Annotated in this window: 15 protein-coding genes; 7 read left to right on the top strand and 8 right to left on the bottom strand. The window is 72.1% G+C overall.

Annotation, left to right across the window (positions count from 1 at the left end; all coding sequences use genetic code 11):
• The first annotated feature begins 12 nt into the window (after positions 1–12).
• Complete coding sequence (locus A6A08_RS21540) at positions 13–444, top strand: pyridoxamine 5'-phosphate oxidase family protein (RefSeq protein WP_073704457.1); 432 nt, start codon at positions 13–15, stop codon at positions 442–444.
• A gap of 140 nt (positions 445–584) precedes the next feature.
• Here A6A08_RS21540 and A6A08_RS21535 read toward each other — a convergent pair whose 3' ends face one another.
• The 4 genes from A6A08_RS21535 to A6A08_RS21520 form a co-directional block, all read right to left on the bottom strand.
• Complete coding sequence (locus A6A08_RS21535; RefSeq protein WP_073704456.1) at positions 585–1,253, bottom strand: DUF4333 domain-containing protein; 669 nt, start codon at positions 1,251–1,253, stop codon at positions 585–587.
• Positions 1,254–1,578: 325 nt separating this feature from the next.
• Positions 1,579–2,928, bottom strand: a complete 1,350-nt coding sequence (locus tag A6A08_RS21530) for a PhoH family protein (RefSeq protein ID WP_073704455.1) — start codon at positions 2,926–2,928, stop codon at positions 1,579–1,581.
• 267 nt (positions 2,929–3,195) lie between these two features.
• A complete protein-coding gene (locus A6A08_RS21525; protein ID WP_073704454.1) occupies positions 3,196–3,957 on the bottom strand; it encodes an isoprenyl transferase in 762 nt (253 codons plus the stop codon).
• Positions 3,958–4,049: 92 nt separating this feature from the next.
• Positions 4,050–4,664, bottom strand: a complete 615-nt coding sequence (locus tag A6A08_RS21520; RefSeq protein WP_073704453.1) for an RNA polymerase sigma factor — start codon at positions 4,662–4,664, stop codon at positions 4,050–4,052.
• 310 nt (positions 4,665–4,974) lie between these two features.
• Here A6A08_RS21520 and A6A08_RS21515 point away from each other — a divergent pair, with 310 nt between their 5' ends.
• Together A6A08_RS21515 and A6A08_RS21510 are read left to right on the top strand one after the other, a co-directional pair.
• Entirely contained in the window at positions 4,975–6,336 is a 1,362-nt protein-coding gene (locus tag A6A08_RS21515; RefSeq protein ID WP_073704452.1) for a serine/threonine-protein kinase, read from the top strand.
• Between the two features lie 141 nt (positions 6,337–6,477).
• Positions 6,478–7,287 (top strand): alpha/beta fold hydrolase, encoded by an 810-nt coding sequence (locus tag A6A08_RS21510; protein WP_073704451.1) that lies wholly within the window; start codon positions 6,478–6,480, stop codon positions 7,285–7,287.
• Positions 7,288–7,422: 135 nt separating this feature from the next.
• On the opposite strand, the gene A6A08_RS21505 is transcribed toward A6A08_RS21510, so the two are convergent.
• The 3 genes from A6A08_RS21505 to mca form a co-directional block, all read right to left on the bottom strand.
• Positions 7,423–9,456: a thioredoxin domain-containing protein gene (locus tag A6A08_RS21505; RefSeq protein ID WP_073704450.1), complete on the bottom strand. Its 2,034-nt coding sequence runs from the start codon at positions 9,454–9,456 to the stop codon at positions 7,423–7,425.
• Between the two features lie 91 nt (positions 9,457–9,547).
• Positions 9,548–9,814 carry a hypothetical protein gene (locus A6A08_RS21500; protein ID WP_073704449.1) on the bottom strand — a complete coding sequence of 89 codons (267 nt, stop codon included), beginning with the start codon at positions 9,812–9,814 and terminating at the stop codon, positions 9,548–9,550.
• A gap of 5 nt (positions 9,815–9,819) precedes the next feature.
• On the bottom strand, positions 9,820–10,698 hold the full coding sequence (gene mca, locus A6A08_RS21495; protein WP_073704448.1) for a mycothiol conjugate amidase Mca: 879 nt from the start codon (positions 10,696–10,698) through the stop codon (positions 9,820–9,822).
• 153 nt (positions 10,699–10,851) lie between these two features.
• Here mca and A6A08_RS21490 point away from each other — a divergent pair, with 153 nt between their 5' ends.
• From A6A08_RS21490 to A6A08_RS21480, 3 genes are all read left to right on the top strand, one after another.
• On the top strand, positions 10,852–11,304 hold the full coding sequence (locus A6A08_RS21490; RefSeq protein ID WP_073704447.1) for a DUF4307 domain-containing protein: 453 nt from the start codon (positions 10,852–10,854) through the stop codon (positions 11,302–11,304).
• 138 nt (positions 11,305–11,442) lie between these two features.
• Positions 11,443–11,943, top strand: coding sequence for a transcription elongation factor GreA (gene greA / locus A6A08_RS21485; RefSeq protein WP_073704446.1), 501 nt, complete (start codon positions 11,443–11,445; stop codon positions 11,941–11,943).
• Positions 11,944–12,157: 214 nt separating this feature from the next.
• Positions 12,158–12,811: an RDD family protein gene (locus A6A08_RS21480; protein WP_073704445.1), complete on the top strand. Its 654-nt coding sequence runs from the start codon at positions 12,158–12,160 to the stop codon at positions 12,809–12,811.
• Positions 12,812–12,837: 26 nt separating this feature from the next.
• Here A6A08_RS21480 and A6A08_RS21475 read toward each other — a convergent pair whose 3' ends face one another.
• Positions 12,838–13,989 carry an FIST N-terminal domain-containing protein gene (locus A6A08_RS21475; RefSeq protein ID WP_073704700.1) on the bottom strand — a complete coding sequence of 384 codons (1,152 nt, stop codon included), beginning with the start codon at positions 13,987–13,989 and terminating at the stop codon, positions 12,838–12,840.
• A gap of 217 nt (positions 13,990–14,206) precedes the next feature.
• Here A6A08_RS21475 and A6A08_RS21470 point away from each other — a divergent pair, with 217 nt between their 5' ends.
• Positions 14,207–15,640 (top strand): sigma 54-interacting transcriptional regulator, encoded by a 1,434-nt coding sequence (locus A6A08_RS21470; RefSeq protein ID WP_073704444.1) that lies wholly within the window; start codon positions 14,207–14,209, stop codon positions 15,638–15,640.
• The last annotated feature ends 37 nt before the right edge of the window (positions 15,641–15,677 follow it).

Genomic DNA, 15,677 nt, shown 5'->3' with positions numbered 1-15,677 from the left:
GGAGGGATCGCCGTGCCCGACACAAGCACCCCGGCACCCGCGCCCGCGCCCGCGCCCGTGCCCGACAGCGTCTCCGACCGGCTGCGCACCGACCGGAACGTGTGGCTGTGCACCCTGCGCCGCGACGGCTCGCCGCACGTCACGCCCGTGTGGTTCGCCCACCTCCGCGACCGCTGGTGGATCAGTGTGGGCGCCGGGTCGGTCAAGGCCCGCAACGCGGCCGCCGACCCCCGGGTGTCCCTGGCCCTGGAGGACGGCGACGCGCCCGTGGTGGCCGAGGGCCGGGTCACGGTGCGCGCGGAGGGCTTCCCCGAGGACGTGGTCGGGGCCTTCCGGGAGAGGTACGGCTACGACATCCGCACACCGTTCCCGGGAACCGCGGACACCCGCGCCCTGCTGGAGGTGGCGGTGACCCGCTGGTTGCTGGACGGCACGGCGCAGTAGGCGGGGCCGGCTCGGGCCGGCCTCACCGTTGAGGGGCCCGCCGCCGCGCTCTTGGCGGGGGAACGCCGTTGTCCGAAACCTTTGCCCCCGGACCGTCGGTCCCGGCCCCGGGGGAGGGGCCCCGGACGGTACCGTCGGCGCTACTGGGACTCGTCGACCCGGATGTCCCACGTGACAGTGCCGCCGTCGACCGAGGTCGTCGCGACGGTGACGTTGTGCAGAACGCCGTCCTCGAAGAAGTTGCAACTCATCTCGGCTCCCACCTCCGCGCGAAGGTGTGAGGAGGTGCAGGCGAAGTTCTGCGGGGAGCGGCCGGCCGCCTGCAGCGCTGCGGTCGACTGCTCGACGACCTCCGTGGCGGAAACCTGGCCGTCGCTCGCCACGGCGGTGGCGTTGTCGGCGGCCGCGGTCTCCTCGGCGGCGTCGTCCTGGGCCGCGCCGCCCTCTTCGGCGGCGGTGTCGTCCTCGGCGGCGGTGTCGCCGGCCGGGGTTTCGTCGACCTGGACGTCCCACTGGACGTTGTCACCGTCGACCGAGGTCGTCGTGACGGTCACGCCGAGGCTCTCACCGCCGTGGGTGAGCTCGCAGCGGACCTCGGCGCCCACCTCCGCGGGCAGGTCCTCGGGGCAGGTGAACTCGTCCGGGGCCTGGCCGATCTGCTCGGCCAGCATCTCGCTCGACCGCTGGGCGACCTGATCGGCGTCCACGGAGCCGGGGCCGCCGAAGCTGAACGAGCATCCGGTGGCCAGGACCAGGGGCAGCGCGCCCAGAGCCACTCCGATGGCGGGCTTACGTCTTACCTGCCGCATCGCGGCCTCCTGAGTGTGCGGTGACATACCACGTGGACAGACTTCGGAGACGGTGCGAAGGTTCCGTGACCGAGTGCTTCGATATGCGGTTGCGGCCTCGTGCCCGGTTCGTTCACCCGGTGTTCGCGGTGAGGCCGCCCGGGTCGGCCCACGGCTTGCCCGGCACCTGGTGACGCGCTCCCCACCGACATCCCGACGGCGCCCGTGGGCCCCGTGAGGCTCCGGGCCGACGGTACGGACCCGCCCCGTCGGCCCGTGGACAGCGGAAGGGCCCGCCCCGGATCCACCGGGGCGGGCCCGACCGCCGAACGGGCTGGTCCTTCGGCTAGTTCTCCAGCATCTCGGTGACCAGGGCGGCGATCGGCGACCGCTCGGACCGGGTCAGGGTGACGTGCGCGAACAGGGGATGCCCCTTGAGCTTCTCGATCACCGCGACCACGCCGTCGTGGCGGCCCACGCGCAGGTTGTCGCGCTGGGCGATGTCGTGGGTGAGCACCACCCGCGAGTTCTCGCCCAGGCGGGACAGCACCGTGAGCAGCACGTTGCGTTCCAGGGACTGGGCCTCGTCCACGATCACGAACGCGTCGTGCAGCGAGCGGCCCCGGATGTGCGTGAGCGGCAGGACCTCCAGCATCCCCCGGTCCATGATCTCCTCGATGACGTCCTCGCTGGTCACCGCGGACAGGGTGTCGTGCACCGCCTGGCCCCAGGGGGTCATCTTGTCGTTCTCGGTCCCGGGCAGGTAGCCCAGTTCCTGGCCGCCGACCGCGTACAGCGGCCGGAACACCATCACCTTGCGGTACTGGCGGCGCTCCAGGACGGCCTCCAGGCCGGCGCACAGGGCCAGGGCCGACTTGCCGGTGCCCGCGCGCCCGCCTAGGGACACGATGCCCACCTCGGGGTCGGTGAGCAGGTCCAGGGCGATGCGCTGCTCGGCGCTGCGGCCGTGCAGGCCGAACACGTCGCGGTCACCGCGCACCAGCTTCACCGACTTGTCGGGCTGGACGCGGCCCAGCGCCTTGCCGCGCTCGGACACCAGCACCAGGCCGGTGTGGCAGGGGAAATCGCGGGCCTCCTCGATGTCGCTCTCGCCGCTCGTGAACAGCTCTCCGATCTGGTGGGCGGGCACGTCCAGTTCCGCCATGCCCGTCCAGCCGTGCTCGATGGCCAGCTCGGCGCGGTACTCGTCGGCGGCCAGGCCGATCGAGGACGCCTTGATCCGCATCGGCAGATCCTTGCTCACCAGAACGACGTCCGCGCCCTCCTCCTGGAGGTTGCGGGCCACCGTGAGGATCCGGGTGTCGTTGTCGCCGAGCCGGAAGCCCGCCGGCAGGATCCCCGGATCGCTGTGGTTGAGCTCCACACGCAGCGTTCCGCCCTGGTCGTTCACCGGTACCGGGACGTCCAGGCGGCCGTGGACGGCACGGAGGTCGTCGAGGCGGCGCAGCGCGTTGCGTGCGAAGTATCCGAGCTCCGGGTGGTGACGCTTGCTCTCCAGCTCGGTGATCACCACCACGGGGATGACGACCTCGTGCTCGGCGAACCGGCTCATGGCCTGAGGGTCGGCGAGCAGGACGCTGGTGTCGAGCACGTGGACGCGCCCACCCTCTCCTACCTCCGTGCGGGGGTCGGCGGGGGACTGGGTGTCACGGTGATCGGTAGAGGAACTAGCCACTCGTTCTCCCCTTGGGCACCACTGGGGCGCCCTACTGTCACGGGATCATGGAGGACCGGGACCTGGCCCGCGAGGGCCGGGTCCGGCCCTCCTCGTTGACGTTCCGCGAGGGCGGAGGAGATCAATGAGCCGGGGCCTCCCGAACGGGTGGGCGAACGCCACCCGCTACGTCCGACGCTACGCGTCCATGCTCCCGTTTCCAAGGGACCTCCCCCTCCGCGCGGTGAACTCCGCGTTAAGGGAGCGGTCGTCGGAAGGACCCGGGGATCAGGATCCGTAGCGGCGGTTGCGCGCGCCGTACGAGCGCAGTGCGCGCAGGAAGTCCACTCTGCGGAAGGCAGGCCAGAAGACCTCGCAGAAGTAGAACTCCGAGTGCACGCTCTGCCACAGCATGAAACCGGACAGGCGCTGCTCCCCCGACGTGCGGATGAGCAGGTCGGGGTCGGGCTGACCGCGCGTGTAGAGATGCCGTGCGATGTCCTCGATGTCCAGGCGCTCGGCCAGCTCCTGGATACCGGTGCCCTTGGCCGCCTCCTCGTGGAGGAGGGACCGAACCGCATCAGCGATCTCACGTCTACCTCCATACCCGACGGCGACGTTGACAACCAGCCCGGGGTTGCCGGATGTGGCCGCCTCCGCCTCCTTGAGCTCGCGGGCGGTGGAGGCGGGCAGCACGTCGAGCGCTCCGACGGGGCGCGTGTTCCACCCCTCCTCACGCAGCCGGGCGATGGTCTGCTCGATGATGCGCACCAGCGGACCCAGCTCGGACTCGTCGCGGGTGAGGTTGTCGGTGGACAGCATCCAGAGGGTGACCACCTGCACCCCCACCTCGTCGCACCAGCGCAGCAGCTCGAAGATCTTGTTCGCACCGGCCTGGTGGCCCTGCTCTGCCGCCTGGAGGCCGCTGCTCTTGGCCCAGCGCCGGTTGCCGTCCATGGCCACTCCGACGTGGCGGGGGATCTCCTGGCTGGTCAGCCTGCGTTCAAGACGCCGCTCGTACAGCCAGTACAGGGGGTCACGAAGCCCCATGGGCGAAACCTCTCAGAGCTGGATCAGGGACGGCACACCGTTGGAAAGGGTGTGCCGGCGGGGATACCTCCAGCGTAGTTCGCCCGCTGGGGCTACGTCACAGCCAGGGACTTGCGCACATGCTTGCGCCCCTGGTGGATACGGGACTTGACGGTGCCCAGGGCCAGGTTGAGCTCGGAGGCGATCTCGTTGTAGTCCATCTGGCACAGGTCGCGCAGGACCAGCGGGGCCACCAGGTTGGGGCGGTCCTTCTCCAGCTGGTCCAGGGCCTCCAGCAGGTCGATGCGGGAGCCGGCGATGACGCTGGTGGTGCGGGGGTCGCTCTGGTGGGGCATGCGCTCGGCCTCGGTGGGGAACTCGGCCGAACGGCGCTTCATCGAGCGGTAGGTCTGCCGGGCGGAGTTGGACACCACCGTGTACAGCCAGGTGGTGAACAGGGAGTCGCCCTTGAAGCTGTCGATCTTGCGGGCCACGCGCAGCAGCGCGTCCTGGCACGCCTCCTCGGCGTCCTGGCGGTAGGGCAGGAAGCGCGAGCACCGGCGCAGCACCTCGGGCTGGATCCGCCGGAGCAGGGCGTCCAGGGCGGCGGCGTCGCCGGCCTTGGCCCGGCGCGCGAGCTCCTCCAGCTCCTCGTCGACGCTGCCGGCCACCCGGCGCCGGGGCGTGGGGGTCGTCTCCTCGTGGTCTGCGTGGTCACTACTGCGCATGGCTGGTCTCTCCCTGACTGACGGCAGACGTCCGGCCGTCCGCTTCGGACGCGTGTGCGCCCGTCTGTTTCGAGGGTCACACGTGTATGGGACGCCTACGGTCCCCGTCCGGCTCCGCCCTCACGAAAATCACATTTCCTCGCGACCGTTCACGCGGCGCGGAACACGTCGGGTCTTCTCCAGTCTCCACGGCCGAGGGCCTCGGCACCATCCGGTGAGGGGATCATATAGACGGTAGGCAATGTGAAGGTACAGATGGTGTATTAGTGGGCAACGACCGCGTACTCACTCCTGACAGACCGAGGCGGAAATGAGCCAACCGGAGGCCTTCGGACGTTACCGCGTCATTCGGCGCCTTGGGTCCGGCTCCTTCGCCACGGTCTGGCTGGCGCAGGACGACCTGCTCAACTATCCGGTGGCCATCAAGGTACTCGCCGAGAACTGGGCGCACCAGATGGACATCCAGCACCGCTTCCTGGAGGAGGCGCGCATCCTGCGCCAGACCGACTCCACCTGGCTGGTGGCGGTGCACGACGTGGACGTGCTGCCCGACGGGCGGCCCTACATGGTGATGACCTACGCCGACCAGGGAAGCGTCGCAGACCTCGTCCAACGAGGTCAACTGCCCCTGGACGAGGCGCTGCGGCTGCTGACCGAGATCGGCCAGGGCATCACCGTGCTGCACAACCACGGCACGATCCACCGTGACATCAAGCCGTCCAACGTACTGCTCCAGTCGTCACCGGTGGGTCAGCGGGTGCTGGTGGCGGACCTGGGGTTCGCCAAGTCGATCGACGAGGCCTCGGGGTTCACGGCGGCGGCCGGGACACCCGGCTACATGTCCCCGGAGCAGAGCATTCCCGGCGGTGATCTGGACGTTCGCTCCGACGTGTACTCGCTGGGCGCGGTCGCCTACGAACTCATCACCGGCCGCCCGCCGTCGCGCCCGCCGGTGAGGATTCCCCCTGGCCGGATCCGGCCAGGCCTGCCCCCGGAACTCGACGAACTCATTCTGTCGGCACTTTCGGTGGACCGGGAAAGCCGTCCAGCGGACGCCAAAACCTTCACCGACCGGGTCAGGACCATTCGTATGGCGCCCGATCTGCCCAAGGCGGTGCCGTGGTGGCAGCGGTACCGGATGCCGTGGCAGCGGACGGCGGCTCTGCTGGTCTCCCTCGCCGCGCTGGTGGTCACCGTCACGGCCTCGGCCGGCAGCCCGGGGCTGTCCCTGGTCCCGGTGCGCTACGACGCCGACCAGCAGATCCGCGTACAGGTGCCGTCGGTGTGGGCCCGCGAGTTCCACACCGGCCGGGAGGCGCATCCGGCGTCGGGCGGGACCGGGGACGGGCTGCTGGTGGCCACCGACGCCGACGGGTGGTACTCCGCCGACGCTCGGTCCTACGGGGTGTACGCGACGGTGGTGCCGGGCGACCGCGACCTGGGCAGGACCGGCGGCGATCCGTGCGGGACCGAGCCGGAAAAGCGCGAGGTGGACACCGGCGCCTGGGAGGGCACGGTGTGGGAATGGCCCGAGTGCGGCGGCCACGGGTCGTTCAGCAGCGCCGCCGTACACCGGCCGGGCGTTTCGGGGACCGTGTACCTGGAGGTCCGCCAGCCGGGGTACCGGCCCGACCTGGTGAACGAGATCATCGGCGGTACGGCCGTGGGCTGAGGAGGCCTCACGGTCACCGCCTCCCTCTTCTCCCTTCGTCCTCCTTTTCCCGGCGGGGCCGATGAGTTCGCGCTCCCGCCGGAGTCCGTTCGTGGTGAGGCCCCTGTTCTGAAGGGGCGCGCACGAGGAGGAACAGCGACCATGGCGAGCACGCACACCCTGGAGAGACCCGACGGAACGCTGTACTACGAGGTCCGTGGCCAGGGGCCCGTCCTCGTACTCACGGGCGCGCCCATGGGCGCGGGGGAGTTCGCCCCCGTGGCCGACCTGCTCGCGCGGGACCGCACCGTGCTCACCCACGATCCCCGGGGCATCTCCCGCAGCCCCCTGAACGACCCGGAACAGGACTCCACCCCCGAGTTGCGCGCCGACGACGTCGCCGCGCTCCTGGACGCACTCGGCGCGGGCTCCGCCGACGTACTGGGCTCCAGCGGCGGGGCGGTGACCGCGCTGGCGCTGGCCCAGCGCCACCCCGGCCGGGTCCGCACGGCCGTCGCGCACGAGCCGCCCCTGATGGAACTGCTGCCCGACGCCGCCGAACAGCGCGCGGCGACGGAGGACGTCATCGCGACCTACCACCGGGAGGGCGTGGCCGCGGCCTGGGCCAGGTTCATGGCCGACGCCGGGTTCCCGACGGAGGAGGGCGGGGACGCCCCGGCCGAGGAGCCCTCGAAGCAGATGCTCGCCGACAGTGCCCGCTTCTTCGGCCACGAACTGCGGCACACCACCGGGTACGTGCCCGACGCCGCAGCCCTCCGCGACGGTCCGGCCCGGATCGTGGTCGGCGTCGGCGCGGACTCCGGGCCCCTGACCACCTCCCGCGCCTCCGCGGCGCTGGCCGACCTGCTCGGCACCGCGCCGGTCACCTTCCCCGGCGGCCACGGCGGCTTCACCGACGACCCCGAGGGCTTCGCCGCCGTGCTGCGCGACGTCCTGGAGCCCCGGCGCTGAGACGGCGGGCCACGGCGGGGCGGCCGTACACGGCGGGTGCTCCGTGTACGGCCGCCTCCGGGGCCCGGACCCCGTCTTCGGCGGCCGCCGGATCCCACCGTCCGCGGGCGCCGGGCTCGGTCCCGGCACGGGCCCTCAGCCCAGCAGCTGCTCCCGCAGGTCCTCGGGCGAGGTGACCGGGAGCTTGCAGACGAAGCCCTCGCACACGTAGGCGGTCGGCCGCCCGTCGACCCGCACGCGGTCGCGCAGCAGCGGTACCCCGCCGTCGTCGCGGCCGTCGCCCCGGGACAGCACGGTGCCCAGCGGCGCCCAGGCCAGCGCGGTGCGCACCAGTTCACCGGTCCGGGGGTCCTCGGGGTCCCCCACCACCGCGACGGCGCGCGGACCGGTCAGGAGCGCCTCGCCGGTGGCCAGGCTCCATCCGGCGAACCGGGGGGCCTTCTCCGCCAGCAGCGCCACCGGCGACAAAGCCTCCTCCGCGGCGGCGCGGTGGCGCTCGGAGCCGGTCAGCGCGGCGTGGGCGAGCAGGGCGGACGCCGCCGCCGACCGCCCGGACGGCGTGACGTTGTCGGTGGGGTCCTGCGGGCGGTTGAACAGCTTCTCGGCGTCGTCTGCGGTGTCGTAGAACCCGCCGGCCCCGTCTCCGAAGTGCTCCAGGACGGCGTCCAGCAGGCGTCCGGCCTCGTGGGCGTACCGCGGCTCCCCGGTCGCCCCGTGCAGGACGAGCAGCCCCTCCGCGACGTCGGCGTAGTCCTCCAGCACCCCGGCGCTGGTGCCCGGCCGGCCGTCCCGCGAGGTGCGGGCCAGGCGCCCGTCCCGCAGGTGCACGCGAAGGAGCAGGTCCGCGGCCCCGCGGGCGGCCTCCACCAGGTCGGGGCGCTCCAGCAGGATCCCGGCCTCGGCCAGGGCCGCGACCGCCAGGCCGTTCCACGCGGCCACGACCTTGTCGTCGCGGGCGGGGGCGACCCGCTCCTGGCGGGCGTTGAACAGCGCCTCGCGGACCCGCTCGTGGCGCCAGGGGTCGGAGGGCGGTTCGGGCAACTGGAGCACCGAGGACCCGTGCTCGAAGGTGCCCTCCTCCGTGACACGGAACACCTCGGCCGCGAAGGCCGCGTCCTCCCTGTCGAGGACCTCCCGCAGCTGGTCGGGGGTCCACACGTAGTAGGTGCCCTCCGCGCCCTCGCTGTCGGCGTCCAGCGCCGAGGCGAAACCGCCCTCGGGCGTGCGCAGGTCGCGCAGCATCCAGTCCGCGGTCTCCCCGGCCACCCGGCGCAGCAGGGCGTGCGTGTCGCCCTCGGTGACGCCCGGGCCCGGGGGACGGCGGGCCATGCGCGTGTAGGCGCGCAGCAGCAGCGCGTTGTCGTAGAGCATCTTCTCGAAGTGGGGCACGACCCACTCCTGGTCCACCGAGTAGCGCGCGAACCCGCCGCCGAGCTGGTCGTAGATGCCGCCCCGGGCCATCGCCAGCGCGGTTCCGAAGGCCATCGCCCCGGCCGGGGTGGGCTCGTCGGCGGTCTGGTGGCCCCTGGTGCGCTCGTCCTGCGCGGTGAGAAAGGACAGCAGCATCGACGGCGGGAACTTGGGTGCCGTTCCGAAGCCGCCGTGGTCGCGGTCGTAGTCGCGCACCAGCGCCTGGACGGCCAGGTCGAGCTGTGCGGCGGAGGGCGGCGGCGCGGCGGCCAGGGTGCGCGGAGCGCTGAGCGCGTCCACCACCCTCTTTCCCTGGTCGAGCAGCTCGGTGCGCTGCTCCCGCCAGGCGTTGGCCACACCCTCCAGCAGGCGCTGGAAGTGGTCGCGCGGGAAGTAGGTACCGCAGTAGAACGGGGCGCCGTCGGGGGTGGCGAACACGGTCATGGGCCACCCGCCCTGGCCGGTCATGGCCTGGGTGGCCTCCATGTAGACCGCGTCGACGTCGGGACGCTCCTCGCGGTCCACCTTGACGTTGACGAACAGGTCGTTCATCCGGGCCGCGGTCGCCTCGTCCTCGAAGGACTCGTGGGCCATCACGTGGCACCAGTGGCAGGCCGAGTAGCCGATGGAGACGAGCACGGGCACGTCGCGCCGGCGCGCCTCGGCGAAGGCCTCCTCACCCCAGGGCCACCACTCCACGGGGTTGTCGGCGTGCTGCAACAGGTACGGGCTGGTCGCGTCGCTCAAGCGGTTGGACATGTTCCAACTCTGCCACCCGAAGGCGGGGAACGTCTGCCGTCCGGAGCGGGGAAACGGCCCGTTCCCGCTGGGTCAGGGCGGGAACGGTCGCTCAGGTCCGCGGGGCGGTGTCCTCGGAGGAGGCGTCCTCGGAGGCCTGCGCGGCGGAGGCCCCGTCGGCGGGGGCGCCGGCCCCCGCCGAGAAGTCGTCGTCCTTGGGCAGGGCGCGGAGCTTGCCCATGAGGCTGCGCATGAGGAAGTACAGCCCGACGCCGATCGCGAAGACGACGAGGAAGCCCAGCACACCGGGTGTCACGGTGTCGCTGTCGAGTTCGAAGTCGCTCGCCAGCACCGTCGCGGACGTGAGAAGGGTGTTCATACCGCTCATACTCTCACTGCTTCTCGGACACCCGCGAAGAGGTCCTTCTCAGGGACCTCGGTGTCCACCATCGAGCGCACCAGGTGGTAGTCCTCGGTCGGCCAGGCCTCCGCCACGACCTCGTTGGGCACCGCGAACCAGAACCCGTTGGGGTCCACCTGGGTGGCGTGCGCCTTGAGGGCCTCGTCGGCGACCTCGAGGTACTCGCTGCAGTGCACGCGCGTGGTGATCTCCCAGCGGGGGCGGTCGCGGTCCTTGAGCCGCGCCATCCACTCCTCGAAGGGGTTCTCCATGCCGCGCGAGGCCAGTATGTCGGCCAGGGCCTCGAACCGCTCCGGCGGGAAGGACACGAAGTAGTACAGCTTGAGCGGCTGCCAGGGCTCGCCCGCGTCCGGGTAGGCGTCGGGGTCGCCCGCGGTGTCGAAGGCGTGCACCGACACCTTGTGGGTCATGATGTGGTCCGGGTGGGGGTAGCCGCCGTTCTCGTCGTAGGTGAGGACGACGTGCGGGCGGAACCGGCGCATGGACGCCACGAGGGGTGCGGCGCCCTCCTCGACCGGCAGGGTGGCGAAGCTGCCCTCCGGCAGGGGCGGCAGCGGGTCGCCCTCGGGCAGGCCGGAGTCGACGAAACCGGCGAACTCCTGCTGGATGCCCAGGATCTCCCTCGCGCGGTCCATCTCCTCTCGGCGGACCTGGGCGATGTTCTCTCGGATCTCGGGACGCTCCATGGCGGGGTTGAGGATGTCGCCGCGTTCGCCGCCGGTCATGGTGACGACCAGCACGTCGACGCCCTCGTCCACGTAGCGCGCCATGGTGGCCGCGCCCTTGCTGGACTCGTCATCGGGGTGGGCATGAACGGCCATAAGCCGCAGGCGCTCGGACAACGAAGGGTTCTCCTTGACTAGTGGCCGGACGCGGGGGCGCGGCCGTCCGGCTCCCCGGTGCCCGGATCGGACGACTCACGCACGGGCCGCGTGGGGAGGCTGTCAGGTCGGGGATATCTTAGACAACACCGTCCCCTTGTTCGGAGATTCCCGATGCAGCCGACCCCGGAAGAAGACGCCGTGAACAGTGCCGACACCGCGGCCGACAGCGCGGCCGACTCCCCGGACCCCACCGCTCCCGCGCTGCGCAAGCGCCATGGCAACGGGCCGGTCTTCTTCGTCATCGCCGCCGTGTTCGCGGTGCTGAGCGCGGTCGGCTGGGGCTACTCCGTGATGAACTACAGCGGTCTGGGCGGCGGCGTGTACCACCAGGTGGTGTCGTATTCGGCACCCACGCCCGACGAGGCGACCATCGTGTACGAGGTGAACAGCAGGAACGGTGCCGAGTGCCTGATCGTGGCGTTGGACGAGAAGCTCGTCGAGGTGGGCCAGGCCGACAGCGACGTCGGGGCCGGGAACCGTACGGTCACCACGACCGTTGAGACGCTTCGTCAGGCTGCCACGGTAGAAGTGGCCTCGTGCAGGGAACAAGGTTCACAGGACTGATCCACCGAGCCCCTTCCGACCGGTCCCGACAGCACCGGCGAAACACGAGTATCCGTGTGCCACGACGCACGGTGATATTCTCGTAAGTTCAGCTCAGGCCGCCTGGTGGCCTCTGCTACTAGTACACAAGGAGTTCCCGTGACCCAGACCCGCGATGACAACGTCACCTGGCTCACCCAGGAGGCGTACAACCGGCTCAAGTCGGAGCTGGACCACCTGTCGGGGAGTGGGCGCATCGAGATCGCGGAGAAGATCGAGGCGGCCCGGGAGGAGGGCGACCTCAAGGAGAACGGCGGCTACCACGCCGCCAAGGAGGAACAGGGCAAGATGGAGGCCCGTATCCTCCAGCTCACCGAGATCCTGCGCACCGCGCGGGTCGGCGAGGCGCCCCGTACCGAGGGCGTGGTCGGCCCCGGCATGACCGTCACCGTCAAGTTCGACGGGGACGATGACGAGGTCACCTTCCTGCTCGCCTCCCGCGAGGAGAGCGGCGCTCCGATCGACGTGTACTCCCCGAAGTCGCCTCTGGGAGCCGCCATCAACGGCAGGCGCGTGGGGGAGAAGGTCAGCTACCAGCTCCCCAACAACAAGAGCCTGGGAGTCGAGATCATCGACGCCGTTCCCTACACCGGCATGTAGCACACCCAGCGGACCGGACCGGGGGCGGCGCCGCGCCGCCCCCGCCGCTTTGGGCGGTGTCCCCGCGCGGGACGCCCCGCCGCGGACGCGCCCACTCCCCGATCGAAGGCCTCCGAAGGGATCCCTTCGGAGGCCTTTCGCGTCGTAGTCCCCAAGCCCCCGCGTACCGGCTTCCGCAGGCCATCCCACCGACGAACCGAGGAACTCCGCCGCCATGTCCTCCCCCTACTGGAACCCCAAGGACCCCCACCCCGGCGCGTACCCGCCTCCGAACGGGGGATGGGGGCCCGCTCCGGGCCAGGGCACTCCCCCGCCCGGCCCCGGGTGGGGCCCGCCCGTCCCCGCCCCGCCGCCGCAGGGCTTTCCGGGACCGGGTACGCCGCCGGGGCAGGGCGTGCCCCCGCCCGCCGGTCCGGAGACGGCCGCCTTCGGCCGCCGCCTGGCCGCACGCGCCATCGACTACGTCCTCGTGGTCGTCGCCGCCGTGGCGTTCTTCGTCATCATGGCCTTCGTGACGGTGGCCCTGGTCGGCAACAGCGAGACCACCGACGCCGAGGGCACCCTGTGGGCCCTGCTGTTCGTGTTCGGCTGGGGCCTGCTGCTGTTCTTCTACGACTGGCTGTACCTGGTCACCTGGGGCCGCACGCTCGGCAAGATGATGGTCGGGATCAAGGTGGTCAGCGCCGCCGACGGGGGCAGGCTCAGCCAGGGTCAGGCGCTGGGCCGTTCCGCGTTCTTCGGGCTGCCCCAGTCGGTGCCGGGCCTGGGGCACGTCTTCACCCTGGCCGAGTCCATGGCGGCGCTCGGCGACCGGCGGGGCCGCTCCCTGCACGACCGGGTCGCCGGGACCGTGGTCGTCCGCACCTGAGGCCGCCCCTTCCCCGACGCCCCGCCCTAGGCGAAGGCCAGCAGGCAGGCGGTGAACCCGTGCACGTGGTTGACGCCGCTGACCGGCCCGATCTCCCCCGCCGCGAAGAAGCCGGCGACGGCGTCGACGCCGAGGGCGCGGTGGACCGCGAGGACGTCGTGGTCGGCGTGCGGGAAGAGGGAGGCGCCGCGGCCGTTGCAGGAGAAGAGCAGGCCGGCGCCGACGGAGTGCTGGGCGCCGAAGTCGGCGAGGCGCCGGGCGAAGTCCTCGTCGGCGGTACCGGCGTCGCGGACCTGGAAGCGGACGGTCTGGCCGACCTCGACCATGTCGCCGATGGTGAGGGCGCCGAGTTCGGGATCGGCCCCGGCGAGGGTGCGGACGAGGAAGTCGCCCTGCTCGTGGGCGTCGGCGTACTCGTCCATGGCGATACCGACGTGCAGCCCCTGCTCGGCGAGCGCGCGGTCCTCCTCGGAGAGGTCCTCGACGAGCTTCTCCAGCTTCTCGTAGGCGTTGGCGCCCGCGAGTTCGAGCAGGAGGTTGCCCTCGGCCTTGGTGACCGTCATGGGCGGGCCGACGGGGCGGCAGCCCTGGCTGACGACGGTGCCGAGCACGTTCTCGCCGCCGATGAGGACTCCGATCGCGCCGTTCTCGGCCACCTCGCCCTCGCAGAAGAGCCGCACGGACTCCTCGCCGCGCATGCCGTCGGCCATGCCGCCGACGAGGGGCAGCCCGCCGAGGGCCTCGGTGGACTCGCGGACGAAGGCCTGGGTGGGGAACTCGTAGGGATTGGTGAGCAGGATGGCGGCGCGGTCGCGCGGTCCCGGCTCACGCATGCCGACGACGGCCAGGTGGTCGTCCTCGATGATGGTGTCCAGGCGGAACGGGGTGATCTCGACGCCGGGAAGGCTGGCGCACCACACGCTGACCGCGCCCTGGCCCTCGACCCCCCGGCCGCCGCCGATGACACCGGTGGAACTGCACCCGAGGGTGGCGGCGTCCCCGGCCAGCTCCATGACGCGCGTGCCCGCGAGGGTGACCTCCTCCGGGTCGGCCCCGCAGACGAAGAAGCACACCAGGTCGGCCGGGCCGTCCACCTGTTCCAGAGCGCCCAGCACGGCGCGCTCGGCCGCGTTCACGAGGTCGGCCCCCGTCGTCAGTGCATCGCCGAACCGTGCCACCAACTGCCACCCCCGGTATCGCCGGCCCTTGCGGCCGGACACAGGACTCCACCGTCACGCCCCATTCTTCCACCCTGGTGCCAATCAGGGGATTTTCCGGCGAACGGACTCGGACACCTGCCCGGGACGGCGCCGGCGGGCGGGCCGTGCCGGCGCGGCGTCCGGAGAACGGGGAACCCCTTCGGCCCCGGGCGCGCTCCGGGATAGGTTCGGGGACGTGAGTGCCCTCCCTCCGTCCCCTCCGCCGACCCCGCCCTCCCTCCCGCGCACCCTCGCGGCGCTGCGCGGGTCCGGACATGTCCACCGGCCCGTCGCCGCCGAGGTGCGGGAGAACCTGCTCCGGCGGATGGGCGCCGGGGAGCCCCGCTTCCCGGGGGTGCACGGCTTCGACGCCACCGTGCTGCCGCAGGTGGAGCGTGCCCTGCTGGCTGGGCACGACATCGTGCTGCTGGGCGAACGCGGCCAGGGCAAGACCCGGCTCATCCGGACCCTGGCGGTCCTGCTGGACGAGTGGTCCCCGTCGGTGGCCGGGTGCCCGGTCAACGACCACCCCTACGCGCCGGTCTGCCCGGCGTGCACGCGCCGCTCGGCCCGGGAGGGCGGCGACCTCCCTGTGGTGTGGCGGCACCGCGGGGAGCGCTACGGCGAGAAACTGGCCACGCCCGACACCGGGGTCGGCGAACTGGTGGGCGACGTGGACCCGGCACGGCTGGCGGAGGGGCTCTCTCTGGGTGACCCGGAGACCATCCACTACGGTCTGGTCCCGCGTGCGAACCGGGGGGTGTTCTGCGTCAACGAGCTCCCCGACCTGCCCGCGCGGGCCCAGGTGGCCCTGTTCAACGTGCTGGAGGAGCGCGACCTCCAGGTGCGCGGCTACAGCCTGCGGCTGCCGCTGGACCTGGTGCTGGTGGCGAGCGCGAACCCGGAGGACTACACCAGCCGGGGGCGGATCGTCACCCCGCTCAGGGACCGCTTCGGCGCGCAGGTGCGCACCCACTACCCCCTGGCCCTGGCCGACGAGCTGGCGCTCATCCGGCAGGAGGCGGCGCTGCCCGAGGGCACGACGGTGCCCGCGCACCTGCTGGAGGCCGTGGCGCGCTTCACCCGGCTGGTACGAGCCTCCAAGAAGGTGGACGCGCGCTCGGGGGTGTCGGTGCGCTTCTCGGTGGCGGCGGCCGAGACCGTGGCGGCCTCGGCGCTGCGGCGGGCGGCCCTGTCGGGCGAGGAGCTCCCGGTGGCGCGGGTGTGCGACCTGCCCGCGGTGGTGGAGCCGCTGCTGGGGAAGGTCGAGTTCGAGATGGGTGCCGAGGGCCGCGAGGCCGAGATCCTGCACGCGCTGCTGCGCCGGGCGGTGGCGGAGGTGTTCCGCGAACGCCTGGACGAGGCGGACCTGTCGCCCCTCAGCGACCGCTTCTCCGGCGGCGGCACGGTGGAGACCGGCGACCTCGTGGGCGCCGCCGAGCTGCTGCGGCGGGTGGGCGCGGTGCCGGGGCTGGCGGCGCTGATCGAGCGCGTGGCCCCCGACGGCGAGGACGGGCCGCCCACGCCGGGGCTGGCCGCCGCGGTGGTGGAGTTCGCGCTGGAGGGGCTGTACCTGGAACGCCGACTGTCCAAGGACACGCTCCCCGACGGAGGGGTCTACCGCTTCTGAGGGGTCGGCCGGAGGCGTCGCGGCGGGTCCGCCCTCT

Origin of the sequence: Nocardiopsis sp. TSRI0078 (assembly GCF_001905145.1) — a bacterium.
Classification (GTDB): domain Bacteria; phylum Actinomycetota; class Actinomycetes; order Streptosporangiales; family Streptosporangiaceae; genus Nocardiopsis.
This window is presented reverse-complemented; position numbering and strand designations above follow the sequence as displayed.